The 20,691-nt window shown below is 71.7% G+C and carries 16 protein-coding genes, 1 tRNA gene and 1 pseudogene; 13 read left to right on the forward strand and 5 right to left on the reverse strand.

Annotated elements, in window-relative coordinates:
• Positions 1 to 18: 18 nt before the first annotated feature.
• Positions 19 to 92: transfer RNA gene (locus JRG78_RS03810), tRNA-Met, on the reverse strand.
• 61 nt (positions 93 to 153) lie between these two features.
• Between JRG78_RS03810 and JRG78_RS03815 the strand changes: the two genes are divergently transcribed.
• Positions 154 to 957, forward strand: a complete 804-nt coding sequence (locus tag JRG78_RS03815; protein ID WP_272653639.1) for a carbon-nitrogen hydrolase family protein — start codon at positions 154 to 156, stop codon at positions 955 to 957.
• A 65-nt stretch (positions 958 to 1,022) separates the two neighbouring features.
• Here JRG78_RS03815 and JRG78_RS03820 read toward each other — a convergent pair.
• Positions 1,023 to 2,218: pseudogene (locus JRG78_RS03820) on the reverse strand (aminotransferase class I/II-fold pyridoxal phosphate-dependent enzyme).
• A 96-nt stretch (positions 2,219 to 2,314) separates the two neighbouring features.
• On the opposite strand from JRG78_RS03820, the gene JRG78_RS03825 reads away from it, so the two are divergent.
• The 3 genes from JRG78_RS03825 to JRG78_RS03835 all read left to right on the forward strand — a co-directional run bounded on the left by JRG78_RS03825 (position 2,315) and on the right by JRG78_RS03835 (position 6,676).
• Positions 2,315 to 3,850 carry a S1C family serine protease gene (locus JRG78_RS03825; protein WP_272653640.1) on the forward strand — a complete coding sequence of 512 codons (1,536 nt, stop codon included), beginning with the start codon at positions 2,315 to 2,317 and terminating at the stop codon, positions 3,848 to 3,850.
• A 136-nt stretch (positions 3,851 to 3,986) separates the two neighbouring features.
• Positions 3,987 to 5,237: a CDP-glycerol glycerophosphotransferase family protein gene (locus tag JRG78_RS03830; RefSeq protein WP_272653641.1), complete on the forward strand. Its 1,251-nt coding sequence runs from the start codon at positions 3,987 to 3,989 to the stop codon at positions 5,235 to 5,237.
• Positions 5,234 to 6,676: a CDP-glycerol glycerophosphotransferase family protein gene (locus JRG78_RS03835; RefSeq protein ID WP_272653642.1), complete on the forward strand. Its 1,443-nt coding sequence runs from the start codon at positions 5,234 to 5,236 to the stop codon at positions 6,674 to 6,676. Before JRG78_RS03830 ends, JRG78_RS03835 begins: the two co-directional genes overlap by 4 nt.
• Before the next feature lie 154 nt (positions 6,677 to 6,830).
• Here the strand turns inward: JRG78_RS03835 and JRG78_RS03840 are convergent, their stop codons facing one another.
• Positions 6,831 to 7,901, reverse strand: a complete 1,071-nt coding sequence (locus JRG78_RS03840) for a glycosyltransferase family 2 protein (RefSeq protein WP_272653643.1) — start codon at positions 7,899 to 7,901, stop codon at positions 6,831 to 6,833.
• Between the two features lie 52 nt (positions 7,902 to 7,953).
• Here JRG78_RS03840 and JRG78_RS03845 point away from each other — a divergent pair, with 52 nt between their 5' ends.
• The 8 genes from JRG78_RS03845 to JRG78_RS03880 all read left to right on the forward strand — a co-directional run bounded on the left by JRG78_RS03845 (position 7,954) and on the right by JRG78_RS03880 (position 16,836).
• Positions 7,954 to 9,189 (forward strand): CDP-glycerol glycerophosphotransferase family protein, encoded by a 1,236-nt coding sequence (locus tag JRG78_RS03845; protein ID WP_272653644.1) that lies wholly within the window; start codon positions 7,954 to 7,956, stop codon positions 9,187 to 9,189.
• A gap of 50 nt (positions 9,190 to 9,239) precedes the next feature.
• Complete coding sequence (locus JRG78_RS03850; protein ID WP_272653645.1) at positions 9,240 to 10,523, forward strand: CDP-glycerol glycerophosphotransferase family protein; 1,284 nt, start codon at positions 9,240 to 9,242, stop codon at positions 10,521 to 10,523.
• On the forward strand, positions 10,520 to 11,290 hold the full coding sequence (locus JRG78_RS03855) for a biotin--[acetyl-CoA-carboxylase] ligase (protein WP_272653646.1): 771 nt from the start codon (positions 10,520 to 10,522) through the stop codon (positions 11,288 to 11,290). The genes JRG78_RS03850 and JRG78_RS03855 overlap by 4 nt, the downstream gene beginning before the upstream one ends.
• Positions 11,291 to 11,419: 129 nt before the next feature.
• Positions 11,420 to 11,929 carry a PH domain-containing protein gene (locus JRG78_RS03860; protein WP_272653787.1) on the forward strand — a complete coding sequence of 170 codons (510 nt, stop codon included), beginning with the start codon at positions 11,420 to 11,422 and terminating at the stop codon, positions 11,927 to 11,929.
• Between the two features lie 385 nt (positions 11,930 to 12,314).
• Positions 12,315 to 13,439, forward strand: a complete 1,125-nt coding sequence (locus JRG78_RS03865; RefSeq protein ID WP_272653647.1) for a 5-(carboxyamino)imidazole ribonucleotide synthase — start codon at positions 12,315 to 12,317, stop codon at positions 13,437 to 13,439.
• A gap of 189 nt (positions 13,440 to 13,628) precedes the next feature.
• Entirely contained in the window at positions 13,629 to 14,096 is a 468-nt protein-coding gene (gene purE / locus JRG78_RS03870) for a 5-(carboxyamino)imidazole ribonucleotide mutase (protein ID WP_259608120.1), read from the forward strand.
• Positions 14,093 to 15,541 (forward strand): LCP family protein, encoded by a 1,449-nt coding sequence (locus tag JRG78_RS03875; RefSeq protein WP_272653648.1) that lies wholly within the window; start codon positions 14,093 to 14,095, stop codon positions 15,539 to 15,541. The genes purE and JRG78_RS03875 overlap by 4 nt, the downstream gene beginning before the upstream one ends.
• Positions 15,542 to 15,753: 212 nt before the next feature.
• On the forward strand, positions 15,754 to 16,836 hold the full coding sequence (locus JRG78_RS03880; protein ID WP_272653649.1) for a glycosyltransferase: 1,083 nt from the start codon (positions 15,754 to 15,756) through the stop codon (positions 16,834 to 16,836).
• 36 nt (positions 16,837 to 16,872) lie between these two features.
• Here the strand turns inward: JRG78_RS03880 and JRG78_RS03885 are convergent, their stop codons facing one another.
• Positions 16,873 to 17,613 carry an ABC transporter ATP-binding protein gene (locus JRG78_RS03885; protein ID WP_272653650.1) on the reverse strand — a complete coding sequence of 247 codons (741 nt, stop codon included), beginning with the start codon at positions 17,611 to 17,613 and terminating at the stop codon, positions 16,873 to 16,875.
• Complete coding sequence (locus tag JRG78_RS03890) at positions 17,597 to 18,466, reverse strand: ABC transporter permease (RefSeq protein ID WP_272653651.1); 870 nt, start codon at positions 18,464 to 18,466, stop codon at positions 17,597 to 17,599. The genes JRG78_RS03885 and JRG78_RS03890 overlap by 17 nt, the downstream gene beginning before the upstream one ends.
• A 247-nt stretch (positions 18,467 to 18,713) precedes the next feature.
• Here JRG78_RS03890 and JRG78_RS03895 point away from each other — a divergent pair, with 247 nt between their 5' ends.
• Positions 18,714 to 20,672, forward strand: coding sequence for a DUF6541 family protein (locus tag JRG78_RS03895; RefSeq protein ID WP_272653652.1), 1,959 nt, complete (start codon positions 18,714 to 18,716; stop codon positions 20,670 to 20,672).
• The last annotated feature ends 19 nt before the right edge of the window (positions 20,673 to 20,691 follow it).

Here is a 20,691-nt window from a genome sequence, read left to right on the forward strand (position 1 = left end):
CCGGGCCTTCTTCTTTCGTTGCGGGGACAGGATTTGAACCTGCGACCTCCGGGTTATGAGCCCGGCGAGCTACCGAACTGCTCCACCCCGCGGCACGTCTTCTACCCTAACACGCTCTGCGAGGGGAGGGCGAATCGGGGCAGGATGGGGGGCATGTCCGACTCGCCCCTGACCGTCGCCGTCTGCCAGTTCGCCCCGGATGCCGACCGCGCCGCCAACCGAGAGCGCATCGCCGCGCTGACCGCCGAGGCCGCAGCCCGCGGCGCCACGCTCGTGGTCTTCCCGGAGTACTCCAGCTACTTCGTCGACCCGATGGACGACACCCTCGCCGCGAACGCCGAGACGCTGGACGGACCGTTCGCGACCGCGCTGCGCGGGCTCGCCGAGCGGCACGGCGTGACCGTGGTGGCGGGGCTCGTCGAGGCGGGGGAGGGGAGCCGGGTGCGCAACACGGTGATCGCGGCGGATGCCGGCGGCATCCGTGCCGTGTACCGCAAGCAGCACCTGTACGACGCGTTCGGACAGACCGAGTCGGACTGGATCGAGCCGGGCGGGCTGGACGCCGACGCCGTGTTCCAGGCCGGCGGGCTCACCGTCGGGCTGCTGACCTGCTACGACCTGCGCTTCCCAGAGGTGGCGCGCACCCTGATCGACCGCGGCGCGGACGTGCTGGTCGTGCCGGCGGAATGGGTGCGCGGTCCGCTCAAGGAGCACCACTGGCAGACGCTGCTCACCGCCCGCGCGATCGAGAACACCGCCTACGTCGTCTCCGCCGACCATCCCGGCCCGATCGGCGTCGGCCTGTCGCAGGTGATCGACCCACAGGGCGTCGTGCTCGCCGGCGTCGGCTCCGGCGAGGGCGTCGCCGTGGCGGCCCTCGACCCCGCCGTCATCGGCCGCGTCCGCGACACGAACCCCGCCCTGCGCCTGCGCCGCTACCGGGTCGTCCCCGCCTGACACCCCGACCACCTTCGGGTTTGGGGCGGGGATGAGGGGTCCGGGTCGGGGTCGGGCGTCGGGGGTCAGAGGGCGGCGAGGCGGCGGGCGGCCTCCTCGAGCACCTCGACCCGCTTGCAGGCGGCGAAGCGGACCAGACCGGCGTAGTCCCCGCGCCGCTCGGGGGCGACGAACGCCGTCAGCGGTATGGCGACGACCCCGGCGCGCTCCGGCAGCGCCCGGCAGAAGGCGGCGGCGTCCGTCCCGCCCAGCGCCGTGGCATCCGCGACCGTGAAGTACCCGCCCTGCGGCGGATGCACTTCGAAGCCGGCCGCGCGCAGGGCCCCGTCCAGCAGCGCGTGCTTGCGGAGCAGCGCGGCGGCGGTATCCGCGAAGTACGCGTCCGGCAGGCGCAGGCCGACGGCGACGGCCGGCTGGAACGGCGCGCCGTTGACGTAGGTGAGGAACTGCTTGACCGTGAGCACCGCGGTGATGAGCGCCGCCGGCCCGTGCACCCAGCCGATCTTCCACCCCGTGGTCGAGAACGTCTTCCCCGCCGAGGAGATCGTCAGGGTGCGCTCGGCGGCCCCCGGCAGCGTCGCGATCGGGGTGTGCGGGGCGTGGAAGGACAGGTGCTCGTACACCTCGTCGGTGACGATCACCGCGTCGTGCCGCTCGGCCAGGCGCACCACCTCTGCGAGCACGTCGGGCGCGAACACGGCGCCGGTGGGGTTGTGCGGATCGTTCACGAGGATGATCCGAGTGCGGTCGTTGACGACCTCGGCGAGCTCATCCAGATCGGGCTGGAACCCGGGGCGGCGCAGGGGCACGGTCCGGAGGCGCGCGCCGGCCAGGGCCGCCGCGGCGGCGTAGGAGTCGTAGTACGGCTCGAAGACCACGACCTCGTCCTCGGGGGAGTCGATCAGCGCGAGCAGGGTGCGGTGAGGGCCTCGGTGGCGCCGGCGGTGACGAGCACCTCCCGCTCGGGGTCGACCTCGAGCCCGTAGAAGCGCCGCTGGTGCTCGGAGATGGCCAGCAGCAGATCCGGGATGCCGCGCCCCGGCGGGTACTGGTTGACGCCCGCCGCGATCGCCTCGCGCGCAGCCTCGAGCACCTCCGGAGGCCCGTCCTCGTCGGGGAAGCCCTGACCGAGGTTGATGGCGCCGGTGCGCACGGCCGCCGCGGACATCTCTGCGAAGATGGTGGGCGCCACCTCGCCCGAGGGTGAGAGAAGGCCCGCTCCTGCCGCAGTGCGCCGCCAGGCGCCGGGAATGACATCCATGCAGAACAGGCTAAGACCATAGGAGACGTCCAACCCGGCCATATCAAACGCACAGGGTGACGCGTCACGCTGAAGGGGCGTTGTGAAGGAGCACAGATGAACGACAAGAGCACCCCCGAGCCCACCCCCGGCGGCAGCGACTCCGCCCCCGGCAGCCGCATCCCCGAGGGACACCGCCTGCCGGACGCGTTCGCCTCCACCTCGCCGATCCGGACCGGCTCGCCCGCCGCCGGCCACGCCGCCCCGGGCGCCGCCTTCGGCGCACCGGCGCAGACCGGGCCGGCCGCGCAGTCCGGGCCCACGGCGCAGCACCCCTACGGCGCCGCGCATCCGCACGGCACCCCGCATCCGCACGGCACCGAGCCCACGCTCTCCCTCGACCCCACGCTCCTCGCCGCGCCCGCGGACGGGTCCGCCGCTCCGGCCGCGCGGAAGCCGGGCGGGGCCGCGAAGGTCGCCGGGCTCCTGCTGGCCGCCGCCCTCGTCGGCGGGGCCGCCGGGTTCGGCGGCAGCGCGATCGGGCAGGCCGTGTTCGCCAAGCCGGCCACCGCCCCGGCATCCGGACCCGAGACCATCACCGTGAACAACCCCGGCTCCGTGAACGAGACCACCGCGATCGCCACCGAGGTGCTGCCGTCGGTGGTCACCATCGAGGTCGCCGGCGCGCAGGAATCCGGCAGCGGCTCGGGCGTCATCATCGACGAGGACGGCTACGTGCTCACCAACACGCACGTGGTCACCCTGGGCGGCGCCGCCTCCGACCCCGCGATCCGGGTCACCACCTCCGACGGCCGCATCTACACCGCGGAGATCGTCGGCACCGACCCGGTGTACGACCTCGCCGTGATCCGGCTGCAGGACGCCGAGGACCTCACCCCGATCGAGTTCGCCGACTCGTCCGAGCTCAACGTCGGCGACACCGCCGTGGCCGTGGGCGCCCCGCTGGGCCTGTCCAACTCGGTCACCACCGGCATCGTCAGCGCCCTCAACCGCAGCATCCAGATCGCCTCCGCGGCGGCCCCCGACACCGGGCAGGACCAGCAGCAGCCCGAGGAGGAGCAGCCGGACGAGGGCGGGCCGTTCCAGTTCGACATCCCCGGCCTCGGCGCGCAGCAGGCGACGCAGTCGATCTCCATCGCGGTCATCCAGACGGATGCCGCGATCAACCCCGGCAACTCCGGCGGCGCCCTCGTGGACAGCCAGGGCCGCCTGATCGGGATCAACGTGGCGATCGCCACCGCCGGCGGCACCTCGTCGGGCGAGGCCGGATCGATCGGCCTCGGCTTCGCGATCCCGTCCAACATCGCCGAGCGCATCGCGAACGAGCTGATGGAGAACGGCGAGGCCACGCACGGCCTGCTCGGCGCGACGGTCCGCGACGCCGCCGCGGTCGAGGACGCCACCGTCGCCGGCGCGTACATCGAGGAGCTCACGCCCCGCGGCGCCGCGAGCGAGGCCGGCCTGCAGCAGGGCGACATCGTCACCGAGCTGGACGGCGTGCCGATCACCGGCGCCAGCGACCTGACCGCGCAGGTCCGCGCGGTCGCCGCGGGCAGCACCGTCACCCTCACCATCGTGCGGGACGGGCAGTCGCAGGAGATCGAGGTCACGCTCGGAGAGCTCGAGCTCTGATCCCGGTCGGTGCCGGCCCGGCGCGACGCCGGCACCGGCATCGGTTCCGGGGGAGGCGCCGCCATCAGCACCGGCACCGGCATCGGCACCGGGGGAGACACCGGGGGAGGACGTCGCACCGCGATAGGCTCGGCGGGTGGCGTCCTTCTCCTTCGGCAGCGGAAACGTGGCGAAGCTCCTCCGTCTCCCGCTGTACGCCCTCGGACGCCTGGGCACGCTGCTCGTACCCCGCAGCGACACGTGGGTGTTCGGATGCGGCGCCGGCGTCGGCGACGGCGCCCTGGCGCTGTGGCGCGTGGCATCCGCCGCCGGCCACCGCGTCGTGTGGCTCACCTCCTCGGCGCGCGAGGAGGCGGATGCGGCGGCGCTCGGCATCCGCACCGTGCCCAAGGCCGGACTGCGCGGCTGGTGGGCCACCGCCCGCGCCGGCGTCGTCGTGGTCACGCACGGACTCGGCGACGTGAACCGGTACGCCTCCTCGGGGGCGTTCGTGGTGCAGCTGTGGCACGGCATCCCGCTCAAGCGGATCGGCCTCGATTCGCCGGTGACCGCGCAGGTGCCGCGGGTGCCCGGCGCCCCGCTGCTGCGCCGACTGATCCGCGCCGCCTACCGCTCCGCCGCCCAGCGCATCAGGCTGATGCCGGCCGCCTCCGACCGGGCCCGCGGCCGCCTGGAGTCCGCCTTCGGGCTGGGCGACGACCGCGTGCTCGTCACCGGCGAGCCGCGCGTCGACGTGCTCTCCGCCGGCACCGCGTCCGCCCGTCGCGACGCCGCCACCACGCTGCTGCTGCGCACCGGGCCGCTGCTGCCCGGCCAGCGCGCCGTGCTCTACGCGCCCACCTGGCGCGACGGCGCCCCCGATCCCGCCGTCCCCACCGCCGACGAGTGGATCCGGATCGTCCGGCTGCTGGAGCGTCACGATGCCGTGCTGTTCGTCCGCTCGCATCCGCTCGGCGCGGGAGCGTACGCGCCGCCGTGGTCGAGCGGGCGGGTGCGGATGCTGGGCGCCGACGTCCTTCCTGACGTCACCCCCGCGCTGCCGCGCATCGACGTGCTGATCACCGACTACTCCTCGCTCGCCTTCGACGTGGGGCTGCTCGGGATGCCGGTGGTCTACCTCGCCCCGGACGTCGAGGAGTACGCCCGCGAGCGCGGCTTCTACGGCGCGTACACCGAGGTGGCGGGCGCCGACCACGCCGTGGACTGGGGCGGGGCGTGCGCCCAGCTGGACGCCCTGCTCGGCGACCCGGCGGTGTTCACGGAGCGGTCCGAGCGATCCGCTACGCTCAGCGCACACATGCACGCCCACCGCGACGGACGGAACACGCAGCGGGTGTACCAGGCGATCCGCGCGCGGGGGATCCCCGCGCCGAAGGGAGCACGATGACGACCGCCCGGATCGACGAGCAGGACGAGACGCTCGTCATCGCAGGCACCGGGCCCCGTCCCGCCGCCGTGACGCTGGAGGGCGCTCGGGCGCGCGCCGAGGCGCGGATCACCGGGCGCGGCAGGACCTGGACGGCGGCCGTCCCGCTGCGGGTGTCCCGCTGGGGCGGACCCGCCCTGCCGCTGCCATCCGGCGACTACCGGCTGCACGTGGACGGCGAGGGCGCCGACCTGACCGGGGCCCAGGTCGCAGCGACCCTGCTGCCCGGGCTGCGGATCGCCGTGGACGGCGCCCGCGTGCGCATCGACCCGCCGCTGGATCCGGCGTACGAGACGCCCGAGGGGCAGGCGGTGCTGGAGGAGCGGTACGCCGCGCAGCCGGGCGGCCGGGAGAACGCGGTGTTCTTCGAGAGCTTCTACGGGCAGAACGCCGGCTGCAACCCGCGAGCCATCGACCGGGAGCTGGCACGCCGGGCCCCGGGCATCCGCCGCTACTGGAGCGTCGCCGACCTGTCCGTGGCCGTCCCCGAGGGCGGGATCGCCGTGGTCGAGGGCACCCCGGAGTGGTGGCGGGCCCGCGCCGACGCCCGGCTGCTCGTGGTCAACGACTGGCTGCGGCGCCGCTACGTGCGCAAGGCCGGCCAGCATGTGCTGCAGACCTGGCACGGCACGCCGCTGAAGCGGCTCGCCCTGCACCGGCCCGGTTTCCACCCGCGCCGGATGGCGGCGGTCGTCAAGGAGTCGCGGCGGTGGGACGCGCTGCTGGCGCAGAACCTGTACGCCTCCCACATCCTCCGCAAGGCGTACGCCTTCTTCGGCCGGCCGATCTGGGTGGAGGGGTACCCCCGCAACGACGTGCTCGTGAACGGCGATGCCGCCGGCATCCGCGCCGCCCTCGGCATCCGTCCCGGTGAGCGGGTGCTGCTGTACGCACCCACCTGGCGCGACGACCGCACCGAGATGGTCGACTTCGTCGACCCGGAGGAGCTCGCGCGCGCGGCGGATGCCGTGGTGCTGGTGCGCGGCCACTCCCGGACCCTGCGCCCGGGCCGCGACCGCGAGGGGGCACGGGTGATCGACGTCACCGGGTACCCCGACACCGCGCAGCTGCTGCTCGCCGGCGACGCGCTGATCACGGACTACTCCTCGGTGATGTTCGACTTCAGCGTCACCGGCAAGCCGATGTACTTCCTGGTGCCCGACCTGGAGCACTACCGCGGCGAGCTGCGCGGGTTCTACTTCGATCTCGCCGAGCGCGCCCCCGGGCCGCTGGTGCGCACCCAGGAGGAGCTGCTGCGCGCCCTCGCGGACGACGGGGTGCCGGCGGCGTACGCCGAGCGGTACGCGGCCTGGCGCGCGCAGTTCAACCGCCGCGACGACGGCCGCGCCGCCGAGCGCGTCGTCTCCCGCATCCTCGACCAGGCCTGGCTCACCCCCTGACCCACCCCTGGTTTCTGGCCCCCCACCCACCCTTCCCGGCACATTGTGTCGCTCCCGGCGGGTTCCGGCGCCGGAGACCAACACGTCGCGACACAATGTGGCGCGACGGGCAGGTGGTCCGCGCGACGGGCAGGTGGTCAGGGCGACGGGCGGGTCAGGGAAGGGGGGTGTTCCAGTCCTTGAGGCGCGACGCGTCCACGGTGTCCCGGGCGCCGCGGAACACCCCCGCCAGGAACCCCAGGCCCCAGGCGACGTGCATGGTGGGCAGCACCGCCATCGTCCACAGCCGCTCGCGGATGCCGCGGCGGCCGGGGGCCAGTGCGACCGCGATCACGAGACCGGCGTACGCCAGCAGCGGCAGGTACACCACGGATGCCACGAGCGCGGCGACCCCGCGGAGCACGCCGGTCAGCTGCAGCGCCGCCACGACGAGAGCGAGCGCGATCGCCCCGATCAGCGCCGGCGGGGCGAAGTAGCGCAGGCCGTTGCGGCGCCCGTACCGGCGCACCAGCTCGCCGCGCCAGGCGCCGGTGGCGCGGAACTGCCGGGCCAGGCGCGACCAGCTCTCCCGCGGCCAGTAGGTGACCGACAGCTCCGGGTCGAACCACACCCGGTGCCCGGCCTGACGGATGCGCAGGTTCAGCTCCCAGTCCTCGCCGCGGCGGATGGACTCGTCGAACAGGCCGACCTCCTCCAGCACGTCGCGCCGCATCACGCCGAGGTACGCCGACTCCGCCTCGCCCTCGCGGCTGCCGCCGTGGTACGCGCCGCCGCCGAGCCCGACGGGGGAGTTGTACAGCCGCGCCACCGCCTTCTGGAACGGGGTGCGGCCCTCGGCGCGCATGACCCCGCCGACGTTCGCCGAGCCGGTGCGGGCGAGCGTCGCCAGGGCGCGGGCCGCGTAGCCCGGGGCCAGCTCGGAATGGGCGTCCACCCGCACGATCGTCCCGTAGCGGCTGGCGCGGATCGCGGCGTTCAGCCCGACCGGGATGTGCGCCTCGGGGTTGTCGACGAGACGGATGCGGGGATCGCGCGCCGCCAGCTCGCGGGCGAGCTCCGTGGTCCCGTCGCTGGAGGGGCCGAGGGCGAGCACGAGCTCGATCGGGCCGTCCACCTGCTGGGTCAGCACCGAGGCCACCGCGTGCTCGAGATAGGCGCGCTCGTTCAGCACCGGCATCACGAACGACACGCCGGCCGAGGACGCGTCCTGCTCGTTCTCCCGCATCCGTCGATCATGTCACGGGGACCTCGGAGGTTGCCGGATTAGCGTCGGGGGAATGGTCTCCACCACGGATGCGAAGAAGGCCTATCGGATGCTGCGCCGTGCGATCGCCGGCCGGCGGAGGGCGCAGCGGGTGCGCCGGATGCTGGCGCAGCGCGCCCCGCACCCGCACGGGCACTACCGGATCGCGGTGTACTTCGCCGACAAGGCCGTGAACATGTACCAGATCCGGCAGTGGTACCGGCCGCTGCAGGGGCTCGCGGACCGATGGCCGGTCGTCGTCCTGGCGCGCTCCGCCTCCGGCGCCGCCGCGCTGCTGGAGGACGACGCGCTGCCGGTCGCGTTCGTGCCGCAGGTCCGCGACCTCGAGGGGTTCCTGGAGGAGCAGGACATCCGCATCGTGCTGTACGTGAACCAGAACACCCGCAACTTCCAGATGTTCCGGTACGGCGGGCGCTGGCACGTGTTCATCAACCACGGCGAGTCCGACAAGGTCTACATGACCAGCAACCAGTTCAAGGCGTACGACTACGCCCTCATCGCCGGGCCCGCCGCCCGCGACCGGCTCGCGGCCGCGCTGTGGGACTACGACGTCGACGAGCGCACGATCCAGATCGGCCGTCCTCAGGCCGACCACTTCTCGGGCGAGCTCCCGTACCCGCCCGACGACCGGCTCGTCGTGCTGTACGCGCCGACCTGGGAGGGCGACCGCGCCTCGATGAGCTACGGCTCGGTGCGCAGCCACGGCGTCGAGCTCGTGGAGCGGCTGCTGGCCACCGGCCGGCACCGGGTGATCTACCGGCCGCATCCGCGCACCGGGATCATGGACGAGGCGTACGCGGCGGCGAACCGCAGGATCATCGGGATGCTGCGCGACGCGAACGCCGCCGACCCGGCCGCCCATCACGTGCACGACGACGGTCCGGAGATCGGCTGGCAGCTCGCGGCGGCCGACGTCGCGATCGCCGACATCTCCGCGATGATCTACGACCGACTGGCGACCGGGAAGCCGCTGCTGATCACCCGTCCGGCGAGCCCCGAGGCGGAGATCGACGAGACCGGCTACCTGTCCGACTGCGAATGGCTCACGGCGGATGCGGCATCCCGCATCGTCGAGGAGATCGACCGCGTCCGTGAGGACGAGCGGTCGGTGGCGCGGCTGCGCGGCTGGGTGCGCCGCTACTTCGGCGACACCGCGCCGGGAGCGGCGACGGCGCGGTTCCACGCCGCGATCGAGCGGCTCATGCGCGAGTGGGAGGCCGTGCAGGTGCGGGAGGATCGCGCCGCCTGATCGCGCCGCTGCGCAGTAATGAGCGGATGCCCGGGCCGTATCCTGGAGGGATGGGTGCGGTCTCCGATGCGAAGAAGGCTTATCGACTCCTCCGGCGTGCCCTGGCATCCCGCAGCGCCGTCCAGCGCGTGCGCCGCACGCTCGCCGCGGGCGAGCCGCATCCGCATGGCCACTACAAGATCGCGGTCTACTTCGCCGACGGCGAGGTCAACATGTACCAGATGCGCCAGTGGTACCGGCCGCTGGCAGGCCTCGCCGAGCGCTGGCCCGTGGTCGTGCTGTCCCGCAACGCCACCGGCGCGGAGAAGCTCATCCAGGAGGACGCGCCGCCGGTCGCCTTCGTGCCGACGGTCCGCGACCTGGAGCGGTTCATCGCGAAGCAGGACATCCGCATCGTCCTGTACGTGAACCAGAACACCCGCAACTTCCAGATGTTCCGGTACGGGCGCCGCTGGCACGTGTTCATCAACCACGGCGAGTCCGACAAGATGTACATGACCACGAACCAGTACAAGGCGTACGACTACGCGCTGGTTGCGGGGCAGGCGGCGCGCGAGCGGCTCAGCCGCACCCTGTGGGACTACGACGTCGACCGGCGCACGATCGAGATCGGCCGGCCGCAGGCGGATCACTACTCCGGAGCCCTGCCGTATACGCCGGACGACCGCGTCGTGGTGCTGTACGCGCCGACCTGGGAGGGCGACCGACCCGCGGCGCACTACGGCTCCATCGCCACGCACGGCGAGACGCTCGTCGCGGCGCTCCTGGCCACCGGCCGCCACCGCGTGATCTACCGCCCCCACCCGCGCAGCGGCGTGGTCGACCCCGCGTACGGCGAGGCGCACCGCCGCATCCTCTCCGCGATCGAGGCGGCCAACGCCGCCGATCCGTCCGCGCAGCACGTCTACGACGACGGTCCGGAGCTGGGCTGGCAGCTCGCGGCCGCAGACGTCGCCGTGGTCGACATCTCCGCGATGGTCTACGACCGCCTCGCCTCCGGCAAGCCGCTGCTGATCACCCGCCCGGCCGACCCGCGCGCCTCGGTGGACACCAAGGGCTACCTGTCGGACTGCGAATGGCTGACCGCGGACGCGGCCGGCGACATCGTCGCCGAGGTCGACCGGGTGCGCGCCGACGAGGCGGCCATCTCGCGGCTGCGGATGTGGGTGCAGCACTACTTCGGCGACACCTCGCCCGGCGTCGCGACCGCCAAGTTCCACGCCGCGATCGAGCAGCTGATGGACCTGTGGGACCAGTGGCACGCCCGCGAGATGGAAGCCGCCGCGCTGGAGCGCGACGACGATGACGACGAGGAGAAGGAGGAGGAACTGTGACCCTGTCCTTCCCGGGCGCGTCGGCCGTCGCCTCGCGCCTCGAGGTGCTCCCGGAGAGCTCGTCGACGAACGCCGCCCTGCGGGCGCTCGCGGCCGACCGTGAGGCGTGGCCGCATCTGTCGGTGCTGGTCACCGACAACCAGACCCACGGCCGCGGCCGCCTGGACCGGACGTGGACGACCCCGCCCGGTACGGCGCTGGCGATCTCGGTGCTGCTGCGCGTGCTGCCGGCATCCGCCGACGCCCGCGGCTGGCTGCCGCTGCTCGCCGGTCTCGCGATGACGGAGGCCGTCGCGGCGCAGCTTCCGGATGCCGCGGTCGGGCTGAAGTGGCCGAACGACGTGCTCGTGGGCGAGCGGAAGATCTGCGGCATCCTCGCCGAGGCGACGTCGGATGCCGTGATCATCGGCTCCGGTGTCAACACCGCCATGGACGCCGAGCAGCTGCCGGTCGGCACGGCGACGTCGTTCGCCGTCGAGGGCGCCGACGCGGACCCGGACCGGCTGCTCGCGGACTACCTGCGCGGCCTCGACGGTCTGCTGTCGGCGCTGATCGCCGCGGACGACGCCGAGGCATCCGGACTGCGGGCGCTGGTGAGCGCGCGCTGCACGACGCTGGGCCGGGAGGTCGTGGTGCACCTGCCCGGCGGCGCCCAGTTCCGGGGCACGGCCACCCGGCTGGAGACCGACGGCCGTCTGGTCGTGACCGGCGACGGCGAGGAGCGTGCGATCGCCGCGGGCGACATCGTCCATCTGCGTCCCGCCTGATGCCGCGGGCCGGGCGCCGGCCGTGTTCCCGGCGGGAGCTGACACGCCCGGCGCGCCTCCCGTCCGCGCGGCGCGGGCGGGGACAATGGAGGGGTGACCCAGCCTGTGACGCTCGGCGGCCGGCCGATGATGCCGCCGCACGGCGCGCCCGTCGAGGAGCTGCTGATCGCGCGGTTCCGCGGGCACGCCCGCCGGCTGACGTGGTCCGCGCTGCTGCTGATCGCCGTGTCCGGTGCGACCGGATACCTGCTGGGCAACCTCCCGGCGCCGTTCGAGGACTGGATGCTGCTCACCGCCGCCGGGGCGCTCGTGCTGTTCGGGGTGGTGCTGCCGTTCCTGATCTGGCTGTCCCGCACCTACACGGTGACCACGCGGCGAGTGATCGTGCGCGACGGTCTCGGTTCCCGCCGGCGGCGCGAGCTGTCGCACACCCGCGGCTACGCCATCGCGGTGCGCCGCGGCCCGCTGCAGCGGATGTGGGGAGCCGGCACCATCACGCTCAGCAACGGCGTGGACACGCCGCTGCGGCTGGCCGATGTGCCGAGCGTGAGCCTGGTGCATGAGGTGCTCGCCGACCAGGTCGAGGTGAACCAGATCCTCGCCCACCGCGACGCCCAGTCCACCTCCCTCGGCCGCTGACTCTCGACGCCCCGCGGTCCCCCGGTCGTCGAGCGAGGACGCCGGAGGCGACCGAGACGAAACGCGTCCCCGGGCCCCCGCCCTACCGGCCACGCCGCCCCGGTCGTTGAGCGAGGACGCCGGAGGCGACCGAGACGAAACGCGTCCCCGGGCCCCCGCCCTACCGGCCACCGGTCGCCGGTTCGCGCGGGGATGTGCGCTTCGCGCGGACGGATGCGGGGGATTCGGCCGCGGGAGGCGTACAAGGCCGCGGGAGGGCGCGGGTGCTTCGCTCGCGGAGCGGCGGTGGGCGGGCTCCTGGCGTCGAACGGGGGCAGCGGCGGGCGCCCCGGACGAAACGCGTCCGCCGGATACGGGAGAATGGTCCCCGACGAAAGGGGTACCGATGACCGTGCGCGTCGGCGTGATCGGCGGAGGACAGCTCGCCCGGATGATGATCGCTCCCGCGGTGGAGCTCGGCCTCGACCTGCGGGTGCTCGCGGAGGCGGACGGGATGTCCGCCCGGCTGGCCGCCACCGCGGTCGGAGACTACCGCGACCTGGAGACCGTGCGCGCCTTCGCCCAGGACGTCGACGTGATCACCTTCGATCACGAGCACGTGCCTCAGGAGGTGCTCCGCGCCCTCGTGGACGACGGCGTCAAGGTGCATCCGGGGCCCGACGCCCTGCAGTTCGCGCAGGACAAGCTCGTGATGCGCGCCCGGCTCGCCGAGCTGCGGATCCCGCAGCCCGACTGGGCCGCCGTGCACGACGCTGCCGAGCTGCAGGCGTTCCTCGATGACCACGGCGGCCGGGCCGTCGTGAAGACCCCCCGCGGCGGCTACGACGGCAAGGGCGTTCGCGTGGTGGCATCCGGCACCGACGTCGACGACTGGTTCTCCGGGCTCGACGAGGGCGGCGCCCTGCTGGTCGAGGAGCTCGTGCCGTTCGTCCGCGAGCTCGCCCAGCAGGTCGCCCGCCGCCCCAGCGGCCAGATCGTGGCCTACCCGGTGGTGGAGACCGTACAGCGGGACGGCGTGTGCGCCGAGGTGATCGCCCCGGCACCGGATGCCACCGACCGGCTCGTGCGCGTGGCCGCCGAGATCGGGCACCGCATTGCGGAGGGCCTCGGGGTTACCGGGATGCTCGCCGTCGAACTGTTCGAGACCGACGACGAGCGCATCCTCGTCAACGAGCTCGCGATGCGCCCGCACAACAGCGGGCACTGGAGCCAGGACGGCGCTGTGACCGGCCAGTTCGAACAGCACCTGCGCGCGGTCGCCGACCTGCCCCTTGGTGTCACCGAGCGGCGGGCGGCGTGGTCGGTGATGGTCAACATCCTCGGCGGGCCGGCCGAGGGCGCTCTGGAGGACCGCTTCCCGGCGGCGATGGCGCAGCATCCGGAGGCGAAGATCCACACCTACGGGAAGGCGCCGCGCCCCGGACGCAAGGTCGGACACGTGAACGTCTCGGGGGAGGACCTCGACGACGTCGTCTACACGGCCAGGGCCGCTGCGGCGTTCTTCGCGTGAGGCCGGCGCAGGACGCTTCGACAGGCTCAGCGTCCGGTCGACAGGCTCAGCGTCCGTTCGACGGGCTCAGCGTCCGCCCCGCGTCCGGCGCGGAGCGCGCCGTTGCGCCGATCTCACAGGCGCGGCCCGTACCCTGTCATGGTGACTGAGCCACTGCACTCCGCGAGCGCGCCCCTGGTCGGCGTGGTGATGGGATCGGACTCCGACTGGCGCGTCATGAGCGACGCGTCCCAGGCGCTGACCGACTTCGGCATCCCGCACGAGGTCGAGGTGGTGTCCGCCCACCGCACCCCCGGCAAGCTGGTCGCCTACGGGCGCGAGGCGCGTGCCCGCGGCATCCGCGTCATCATCGCCGGGGCCGGGGGAGCCGCGCACCTGCCCGGCATGCTCGCCTCCGTCACCGCGCTCCCCGTGATCGGGGTGCCCGTGCCGCTGGCCTACCTGGACGGCATGGACTCGCTGCTGTCGATCGTGCAGATGCCCGCCGGCATCCCCGTCGCGACCGTCTCGATCGGCGGCGCACGCAACGCCGGCATCCTCGCCGCCCGCATCCTCGGTACCGCGGATGCCGCTCTCGCCGACCGCGTCGAGGAGTACGCGCGTGACCTGGAGGCGCAGGTGGAGGAGAAGAACGCGCGGCTGAAGGGCTCCCTGTGACGTTGACCGCGGCGCCTCACGCCGCACGGCGGCCGCTGATCGAGACGTGGCCGCTGCGGAATCCGGATGCCTCCGACCCGAGGTTCATGGGCCGGCGCGGCTGGTGGCTGGTCGTCATGAACGCGCTGGTTCCCGGCTCCGCACAGGTGCTGGCCGGCAACCGGCGGCTCGGCCGCTTCGGGCTCGGGGCGACGCTGACCGGCTGGCTGCTGCTGCTCGTCGCGGCGGGCCTGGCGCTGTTCGCGCCCCGGGCGCTGGTGTGGATCACCACCGGCCCGCTCTCCTGGATCCTGCTCACCGCGGTGCAGATCCTGCTGATCGGCTACGCGGTGCTGTGGCTGGTGCTCACCGTCGACGCGATCCGGCTGGTGCGGCTGGTCAAGGTGCCGACGGCGTCACGCTGGGCGATCCCCATCGTCGCGCTGCTGGTGTTCGCGCTCGCCGGATCCGGCGCGGTCTACGCGTCCACCGTCGCCGCGTCCAGCCGCGGCGTGCTCGGGTCGCTGTTCGGCAACAGCGGGCCCAGCCTGCCGCCGAGCGACGGCTACTACAACATCCTGCTGTTGGGTGCCGACAGCGGCGACGGACGTGATTCGATGCGGTTCGACAGCATCTCGGTCGTCTCGGTGAACGCCGAGAGCGGGGCGGTGACCATCACCGGCATCCCGCGCGAGCTGCCCGGCGTGCCGTTCAGCGAGGGCAGCCCGATGCATGAGCTGTACCCGGATGGGTTCGAGGGGCACAGTTCGCAGACCTGCGGCTGGAACGGCTGGATGAACCACGTCCGCAACGCCGCCGAGGTGTGCCGCGAGGACGGCGGCGCCGGGCTGTATCCGGATGCCGCGGCGCACGGATCCGCTCCCGGCATCGAGGCGACGAAGGACGCCGCGGAGGGCGTGCTCGGCATCGAGATTCCGTACTACGTCTTCCTCGACATGAACGGCTTCGCACAGCTGATCGATGCGCTTGGCGGAGTGGACATCGAGGTCACCGAGCGGCTGCCGAAGGGCGGCGGGCCGTCCTACCCCGGCGAGCCGGTGGAGGACTGGGCGATCGGCTGGATCGAGCCCGGCAGGCAGCACATGGACGGCGACACCGCGCAGTGGTACGCGCGGTCGCGGTACACCACCAGCGACTGGGACCGGATGAAGCGGCAGCGCGAACTGCAGGTGGCGATCCTCGAGCAGTTCACGCCGCAGAACGTGCTGACCCGGTTCAACGAGATCAGCGCCGCGGGCACCGCGCTCATCGAGACCGACCTGCCGCGGGACAAGCTGCCCGAGTTCTTCGACCTGGTGACGAAGGCCAAGAAGCAGCCGGTGACGCGGATCGAACTCACCCCGGAGTTCGGGGTGGACGAGCACGAGCCCGACTACGGTCACATCCGCGAGCTGGTGCAGCAGACCCTGCATCCGCCGACCCCGGAGCCGACTCCCGAGGGCTGACCCGCGCGCCGTCTCGCCCGCCGTCCCGCCCGTCGTTGAGCGAGGGTGCCCGGAGGGGCGCCCGAGACGAAACGCGTCGCTCTTCTCCGGTCGTTGAGCGAGGGTGCCCGGAGGGGCGCCCGAGACGAAACGCGTCGCTCTTCTCCGGTCGTTGAGCGAGGGTGCCCGCGGGGCGCCCGAGACGAAAGGCACCCCTCCCGTAGGCTGGTCCCATGAGTGTGCAGCTGCGCGTCGTCCTGGATCAGCTCGCGCACGTCGCCGACCCCGATCAGGCGGCCGCGGCCCTCTCCCTCACCCACGGCCTCGTGGCCACCGCGCCGCGCGGCTGCGCCGTCACGGCGATCGTCCCCGCGGGCGGGGAGGCCGGAATCCCGGGCATCCCGGGGGTGCGCGACGTGCATCGCCTGCCCCTCGGTCGACGCGAGCTGCTCGCCTCCTGGCAGATGGGCATCGCCCCCGGACTCGGCGGCGGCCTCATCCACGCCCCGACCCTGGCCGCGCCGCTCGTGCGGCACGACCGGGTGCACGACCACGACCAGATCACCGCGACCCTGTGGGACCTGTGCGCCTGGGAGACTCCGGAGCTGCTCAGCAAGCCGTCCGTGGTCTGGCACCGCGCGATGCTGAAGCGCGCGGTGAAGCATGCGGATGCCCTCGTCGTGCCCTCGCACGCGATCGCCGAGCGGCTCGCCGACCTCGCACCGCTCGGCGACCGGATCCGGGTGATCGCCGGGGCCGCGCCCGACGGCTTCGCGGTACCCGCGGACGCCTCCGAGCGCCGTGCGGCCCTGCAGCTCCCGGAGCGGTACGTCGTGCTCACCGGCGTCGGGGAATCGTTCGCCGACGGCTTCCGCGCCGCGGCCCGCGCCGGCGTCGACGCCGTGGCGCTGGACGCGGACGAGGGCGGCGAGCCGGCCCTGGCCGAGCTCGCGGCCGCGAACGGGCTGCCCGAGCAGCGCGCGCACATCCGCGGATCGCTCGGGCGCGAGGACCGCGCCGCGGTTCTCGCGGGCGCCGCGGCACTGGTCGCCACGAGCGCGAACGCGGCCTGGCCGTGGCGCGTGATCGAGGCGATGGCGCTGGGCGTGCCGGTCGTCGCCGTCGACAGCGGGGTGCATCGCGACGTGATCGCGGACGGGGGAGCGGTGACGGATGCCGGGGAGCTCGCCGACGCCCTCATCGACGCCCTGGGGGCGGGGGAGCGGCGTCTGCGGGTGCTGGCCTCGGACCGCGCCAAGGCGTTCTCCTGGCCGAGCTCGGCCGAGCGGCTGTGGGCGCTGCACGCCGACCTCTGAGGAAGGCGGGCGGGTGGCCGGGGCGTGCGTCGCCGGTCAGGCGCGCATCAGTTCGACGGCATGCTTGCTGGGGCCGTCGAACTGCAGCTTCCCCTGACTGAGCAGGATGCCGCGCTCGCAGAGGTCGGAGACCATGTTGAGGTCGTGACTCACGATGACGAGCGTCTTGCCCTGCTGGTGGAGCTCACGGATCCGGGCGAGGCACTTGCGCTGGAACGGCTCGTCGCCGACGGAGAGGATCTCGTCGATCAGCAGGACGTCGACTTCGGTGTGGATCGCGACCGAGAAGGCCAGACGCAGGAACATGCCCGACGAGTAGTGCTTCACCTCGGTGTCGATGAACTTCTCGATCTCGCTGAACTCGACGATGGAGTCGAAACGCTCCTCCGTCTCCTTCTTGGACATGCCGAGGATCGCCGCGTTGAGGTAGATGTTCTCGCGGCCGGAGAGGTCCGGGTGGAAACCGGCGCCGACCTCGATCAGACCGGCGACGCGGCCGCGGGTGAGGACCTTGCCCTCATCGGGTCGCAGCACGCCCGAGATCAGCTTCAGCATCGTGGACTTGCCCGAGCCGTTGAAGCCGAGGAGCGCGATGGATTCGCCTTCGCCGACTTCGAAGCTCACGCCGTCCAGCGCCTGGAACTCGGAGGACAGCTTCCGTCCGCGAACGGCCGCGACGAACGTCTCCTTGATCGAGTGCGTGTGCCGCAGCTTGAAGTGCTTGTGCACGTCGTCGACGACGATCCGCGCCGCAGCGCGGTCAGAGGTCCTGGGCAAAACGACCCTCCAGGTTGCGGAAGACGAGCTCCCCGAGCATGACCATCACCACGGCGATGCCGGTCGCGATCGCCGCGTGCGTCCACAGGTCCGGGAACGGCGGCGCATCGGCCGGACCGAGGGGCTGCCACAGTCCGAAGTGGAAGAGCTCGACGGCGGCGGTGATGGGGTTGACCGAGTAGAGCTGGAACAGCCAGTCGGGCACTCTCGATGCGACCATCTGCCATTGGTACATCACGGGGGAGGCCCACACGGAGATCATCACGATGATCTCCACGAAGCTCTGGGCGTCGCGGAAGGTGACGTTGATCGCACCGAAGAGCATGCCCAGGCCGGTCGCGAGCAGGGCGATGATCACCAGGCCGAGCAGCAGAGCGGCGATGCTCAGGACGCTCGGGGACCAGCCGAAGAAGAGCGCGATCACGATCACGACGACGATCTGCGGGACGGTGTTGATCGCCGCGACGAACGTGCTCGAGACCGGGAACATCTGCCTCGGGAAGTAGATCTTCTTGATCAGCGCCGCGTTGTCGACGAGCGATCGCGTGCCGTTCGCGAAGGACTCGTTGAAGAAGGTCACGGCGGTGATGCCGGAGAGCAGATAGATCGGGTAGAACTCGATCGAGTCGTTGAGCCGGAGGAAGACGCCCAGCGCGAAGAAGAACACGACGAACTGGATGAGCGGCTTGACGTACGACCAGAGCCACCCGAGGACGGAGCCGCGATAGCGGATGCCGACCTCCTTCTTCACGATGAGGCTCAGGAGGTACCGGCGGCGGAAGACGTCGACGAGCCCGTTGTTCCCACCGGGCGCGACGAAACGCTCCGGGACGGAGGCGGGGGACTGCAGCACGACGCTTCTCTCTTCCAGGGCGGTCTCGTATCGGGCGAGACCCCGATCCATCCTAGGGTGTCCCGTAAGGGCTCGCACGGCGGCGGTGCGCCTGTGGCGCCGAGAGGCCGGCGCTGCCACTCACCGCTTGCGCAGGCGTCAACGTGGCGCCCCGTTATGGTTGAACTGACGAACAGTCGGGTCCGATCTGATCCTAGATCCAGGCCCTACCGAGAAACACGCCTTCAGGCGTGGAAGGGGATGCTGCGTGACCGGATGGGGCGGGTTCATCTTCGAGGTGCTCGCGGCAGTTGGACTCATTCTGATCCCCGGTTTCCTCGTGGCGCTTTCATTGCGCATCAGGATGCTGCGAGCCCTGTCCCTGGCACCCTTGTTCTCTACGGCAACCGTCTCCCTCGCTGCGGTTGTGCTCGGCCTTCTCGGGGTGCCATGGAACCTCGTCAGCTTCGGCGCGGTGGCGTTCGTAATCGTCCTTGTGGCGACGGTCGCCGGCAGGATCTCGTACCGGAGTTCGGTTCACTTCCCGTACGACGCGGTGAAAGCTGGAGTCGCGGGGTCGGTCGCAGCCGGCCTGGCAGGAGTCGGCCTGGCCGCCGTCATCATCTCCACCCAGTTGGTCGTCATCTTCGGCTCTCCGGATGCGATTTCGCAGAGCTACGACAACATATTCCACCTGAACGCGGTGCGAGAGATCGCAGACACAGGTGATGCATCGAGCCTGACCTTGAACCGTATCGTCTCGGGGTCCGACGGCATGAGTTTTTACCCCGGCGCGTGGCACGACATGGTCTCGCTCGTATTCCTGACCCTGGGCGGGACCATTCCCCAAGCGACGAACGCCGTCACCGTTGCGGTTTGTGCCGTTGGGTGGCCGCTTTCAGTGCTTGCGATGGCGATCTCCGTGCGCTCGTCGAGCCGAGCGTTCCTCTTTTCGGCGACTGCACTGAGCGGCGTCCTTGTCGCCTTTCCGACGCTGATGCTGAAGTGGGGGATTCTGTATCCGAACCTGCTTGGGTACGCGATACTTCCCGCCGCTTTCGCGCTTCTGATCGGGCTTCTCCGTACGATTTCGAGCGGGCGGCTCGTCGAAACGGTCTCCATGGTCTTGCCCTTGGTGCTGGCGCTCGCCGGACTGGGCCTTGCCCACCCGAACTCCGTCACTTCACTTGCGGTTATCGCGGTACCGTTCTCGCTGGTCGTCCTTCGCCGCGTGGTCGCTCACCGTCGCAGCCACCTGCGGATCGGACTTGCGGCCGCGGTGCTGGCGGGCTGCTTGCTCTCGTGGGCAGTGCTTCGGCCGCCGGCGGAAGCGAGTGTGTGGCCGCCGAAACTTCCGAGCGGACAGGCCGTAGGAGAGTTCCTCACCAGTTCCTACAACGGCAGTATCGCGGACATCGTTCTCACCCCCTTGGTGGTTCTCGGTGTGATCATGGTTGCCCGGGGGAGGGTGCACCGTTGGATCATCGCGTCGTGGACGCTGACAGGCGTCCTCTGGGTGGTTGTTGCGAGCCTGTCTCCGGGTATCGTGCGCTCGCTACTCACTGGCCCGTGGTACAACGACAGCTATCGACTTGCGGCACTTACCGCCATCCCTACTCTTCTCCTCGCAAGCTTCGGTCTCGCGGATCTCGCGGAGCGAATGGGCGGGGCGGTAGCGGATCGTTTTCGCCCGAGCCCGCGACGTTTGCTCGTCGCCGTGCGCGCGATGAGTATCGCGTTCGTCGTGCTGCTTGCCGCTGTCGCACCCACAATGCGCGGTGTCGTTGGATCGACGGAGCGCGAGTTCGCGCTCACGGACGATTCGCTGCTACTCACGACCGATGAGAAGCGCGTGCTCGAGCGGGTGGACGAGTTTGTTTCGCCGCAGGAGGTAATCGCCGTGAACCCTTGGGAGGGTTCCTCGCTCGCGTACGCGCTTGCAGACCGAGACGTCACCCAGTACCACACCTTGAGCGCAACCCCTGAACGCTACTCGGCGATTCCGCTCCGCCTCAGTGACCTACGAACTGACCCGGGCGTGTGTGAGACAGTGCGGGCCCAGAAGGTTCGCTGGTACCTGGATTTCGAGGACACTCTCGATATCGGCGACTGGGCCGAAGACCAATTCGAGGGGTTCAAGGGGATCAAGGCCCGAGGCATCGTCCGCTCCGTCGCAACTTCAGGAACTGTCGGACTCTATGAGATTGTCGGCTGCGGCAAGTGGTGACTGACAGTTTGGGTTTCAG

This window comes from Microbacterium sp. EF45047 (genome assembly GCF_028472845.1).
Classification (GTDB): domain Bacteria; phylum Actinomycetota; class Actinomycetes; order Actinomycetales; family Microbacteriaceae; genus Microbacterium; species Microbacterium neungamense.

Excerpts from the sequence above, each read along its gene's own strand:
- JRG78_RS03815 (WP_272653639.1), top strand. The coding sequence starts at position 154 with ATGTCCGACTCGCCCCTGACCGTCGCCGTCTGCCAGTTCGCCCCGGAT.
- JRG78_RS03835 (WP_272653642.1), top strand. The coding sequence starts at position 5,234 with ATGACGACCGCCCGGATCGACGAGCAGGACGAGACGCTCGTCATCGCA.
- JRG78_RS03880 (WP_272653649.1), top strand. The coding sequence starts at position 15,754 with ATGAGTGTGCAGCTGCGCGTCGTCCTGGATCAGCTCGCGCACGTCGCC.
- JRG78_RS03845 (WP_272653644.1), top strand. The coding sequence starts at position 7,954 with ATGGTCTCCACCACGGATGCGAAGAAGGCCTATCGGATGCTGCGCCGT.
- JRG78_RS03865 (WP_272653647.1), top strand. The coding sequence starts at position 12,315 with ATGACCGTGCGCGTCGGCGTGATCGGCGGAGGACAGCTCGCCCGGATG.
- JRG78_RS03850 (WP_272653645.1), top strand. The coding sequence starts at position 9,240 with ATGGGTGCGGTCTCCGATGCGAAGAAGGCTTATCGACTCCTCCGGCGT.
- JRG78_RS03825 (WP_272653640.1), top strand. The coding sequence starts at position 2,315 with ATGAACGACAAGAGCACCCCCGAGCCCACCCCCGGCGGCAGCGACTCC.
- purE (WP_259608120.1), top strand. The coding sequence starts at position 13,629 with ATGGGATCGGACTCCGACTGGCGCGTCATGAGCGACGCGTCCCAGGCG.
- JRG78_RS03840 (WP_272653643.1), bottom strand. The coding sequence starts at position 7,901 with ATGCGGGAGAACGAGCAGGACGCGTCCTCGGCCGGCGTGTCGTTCGTG.
- JRG78_RS03860 (WP_272653787.1), top strand. The coding sequence starts at position 11,420 with ATGCCGCCGCACGGCGCGCCCGTCGAGGAGCTGCTGATCGCGCGGTTC.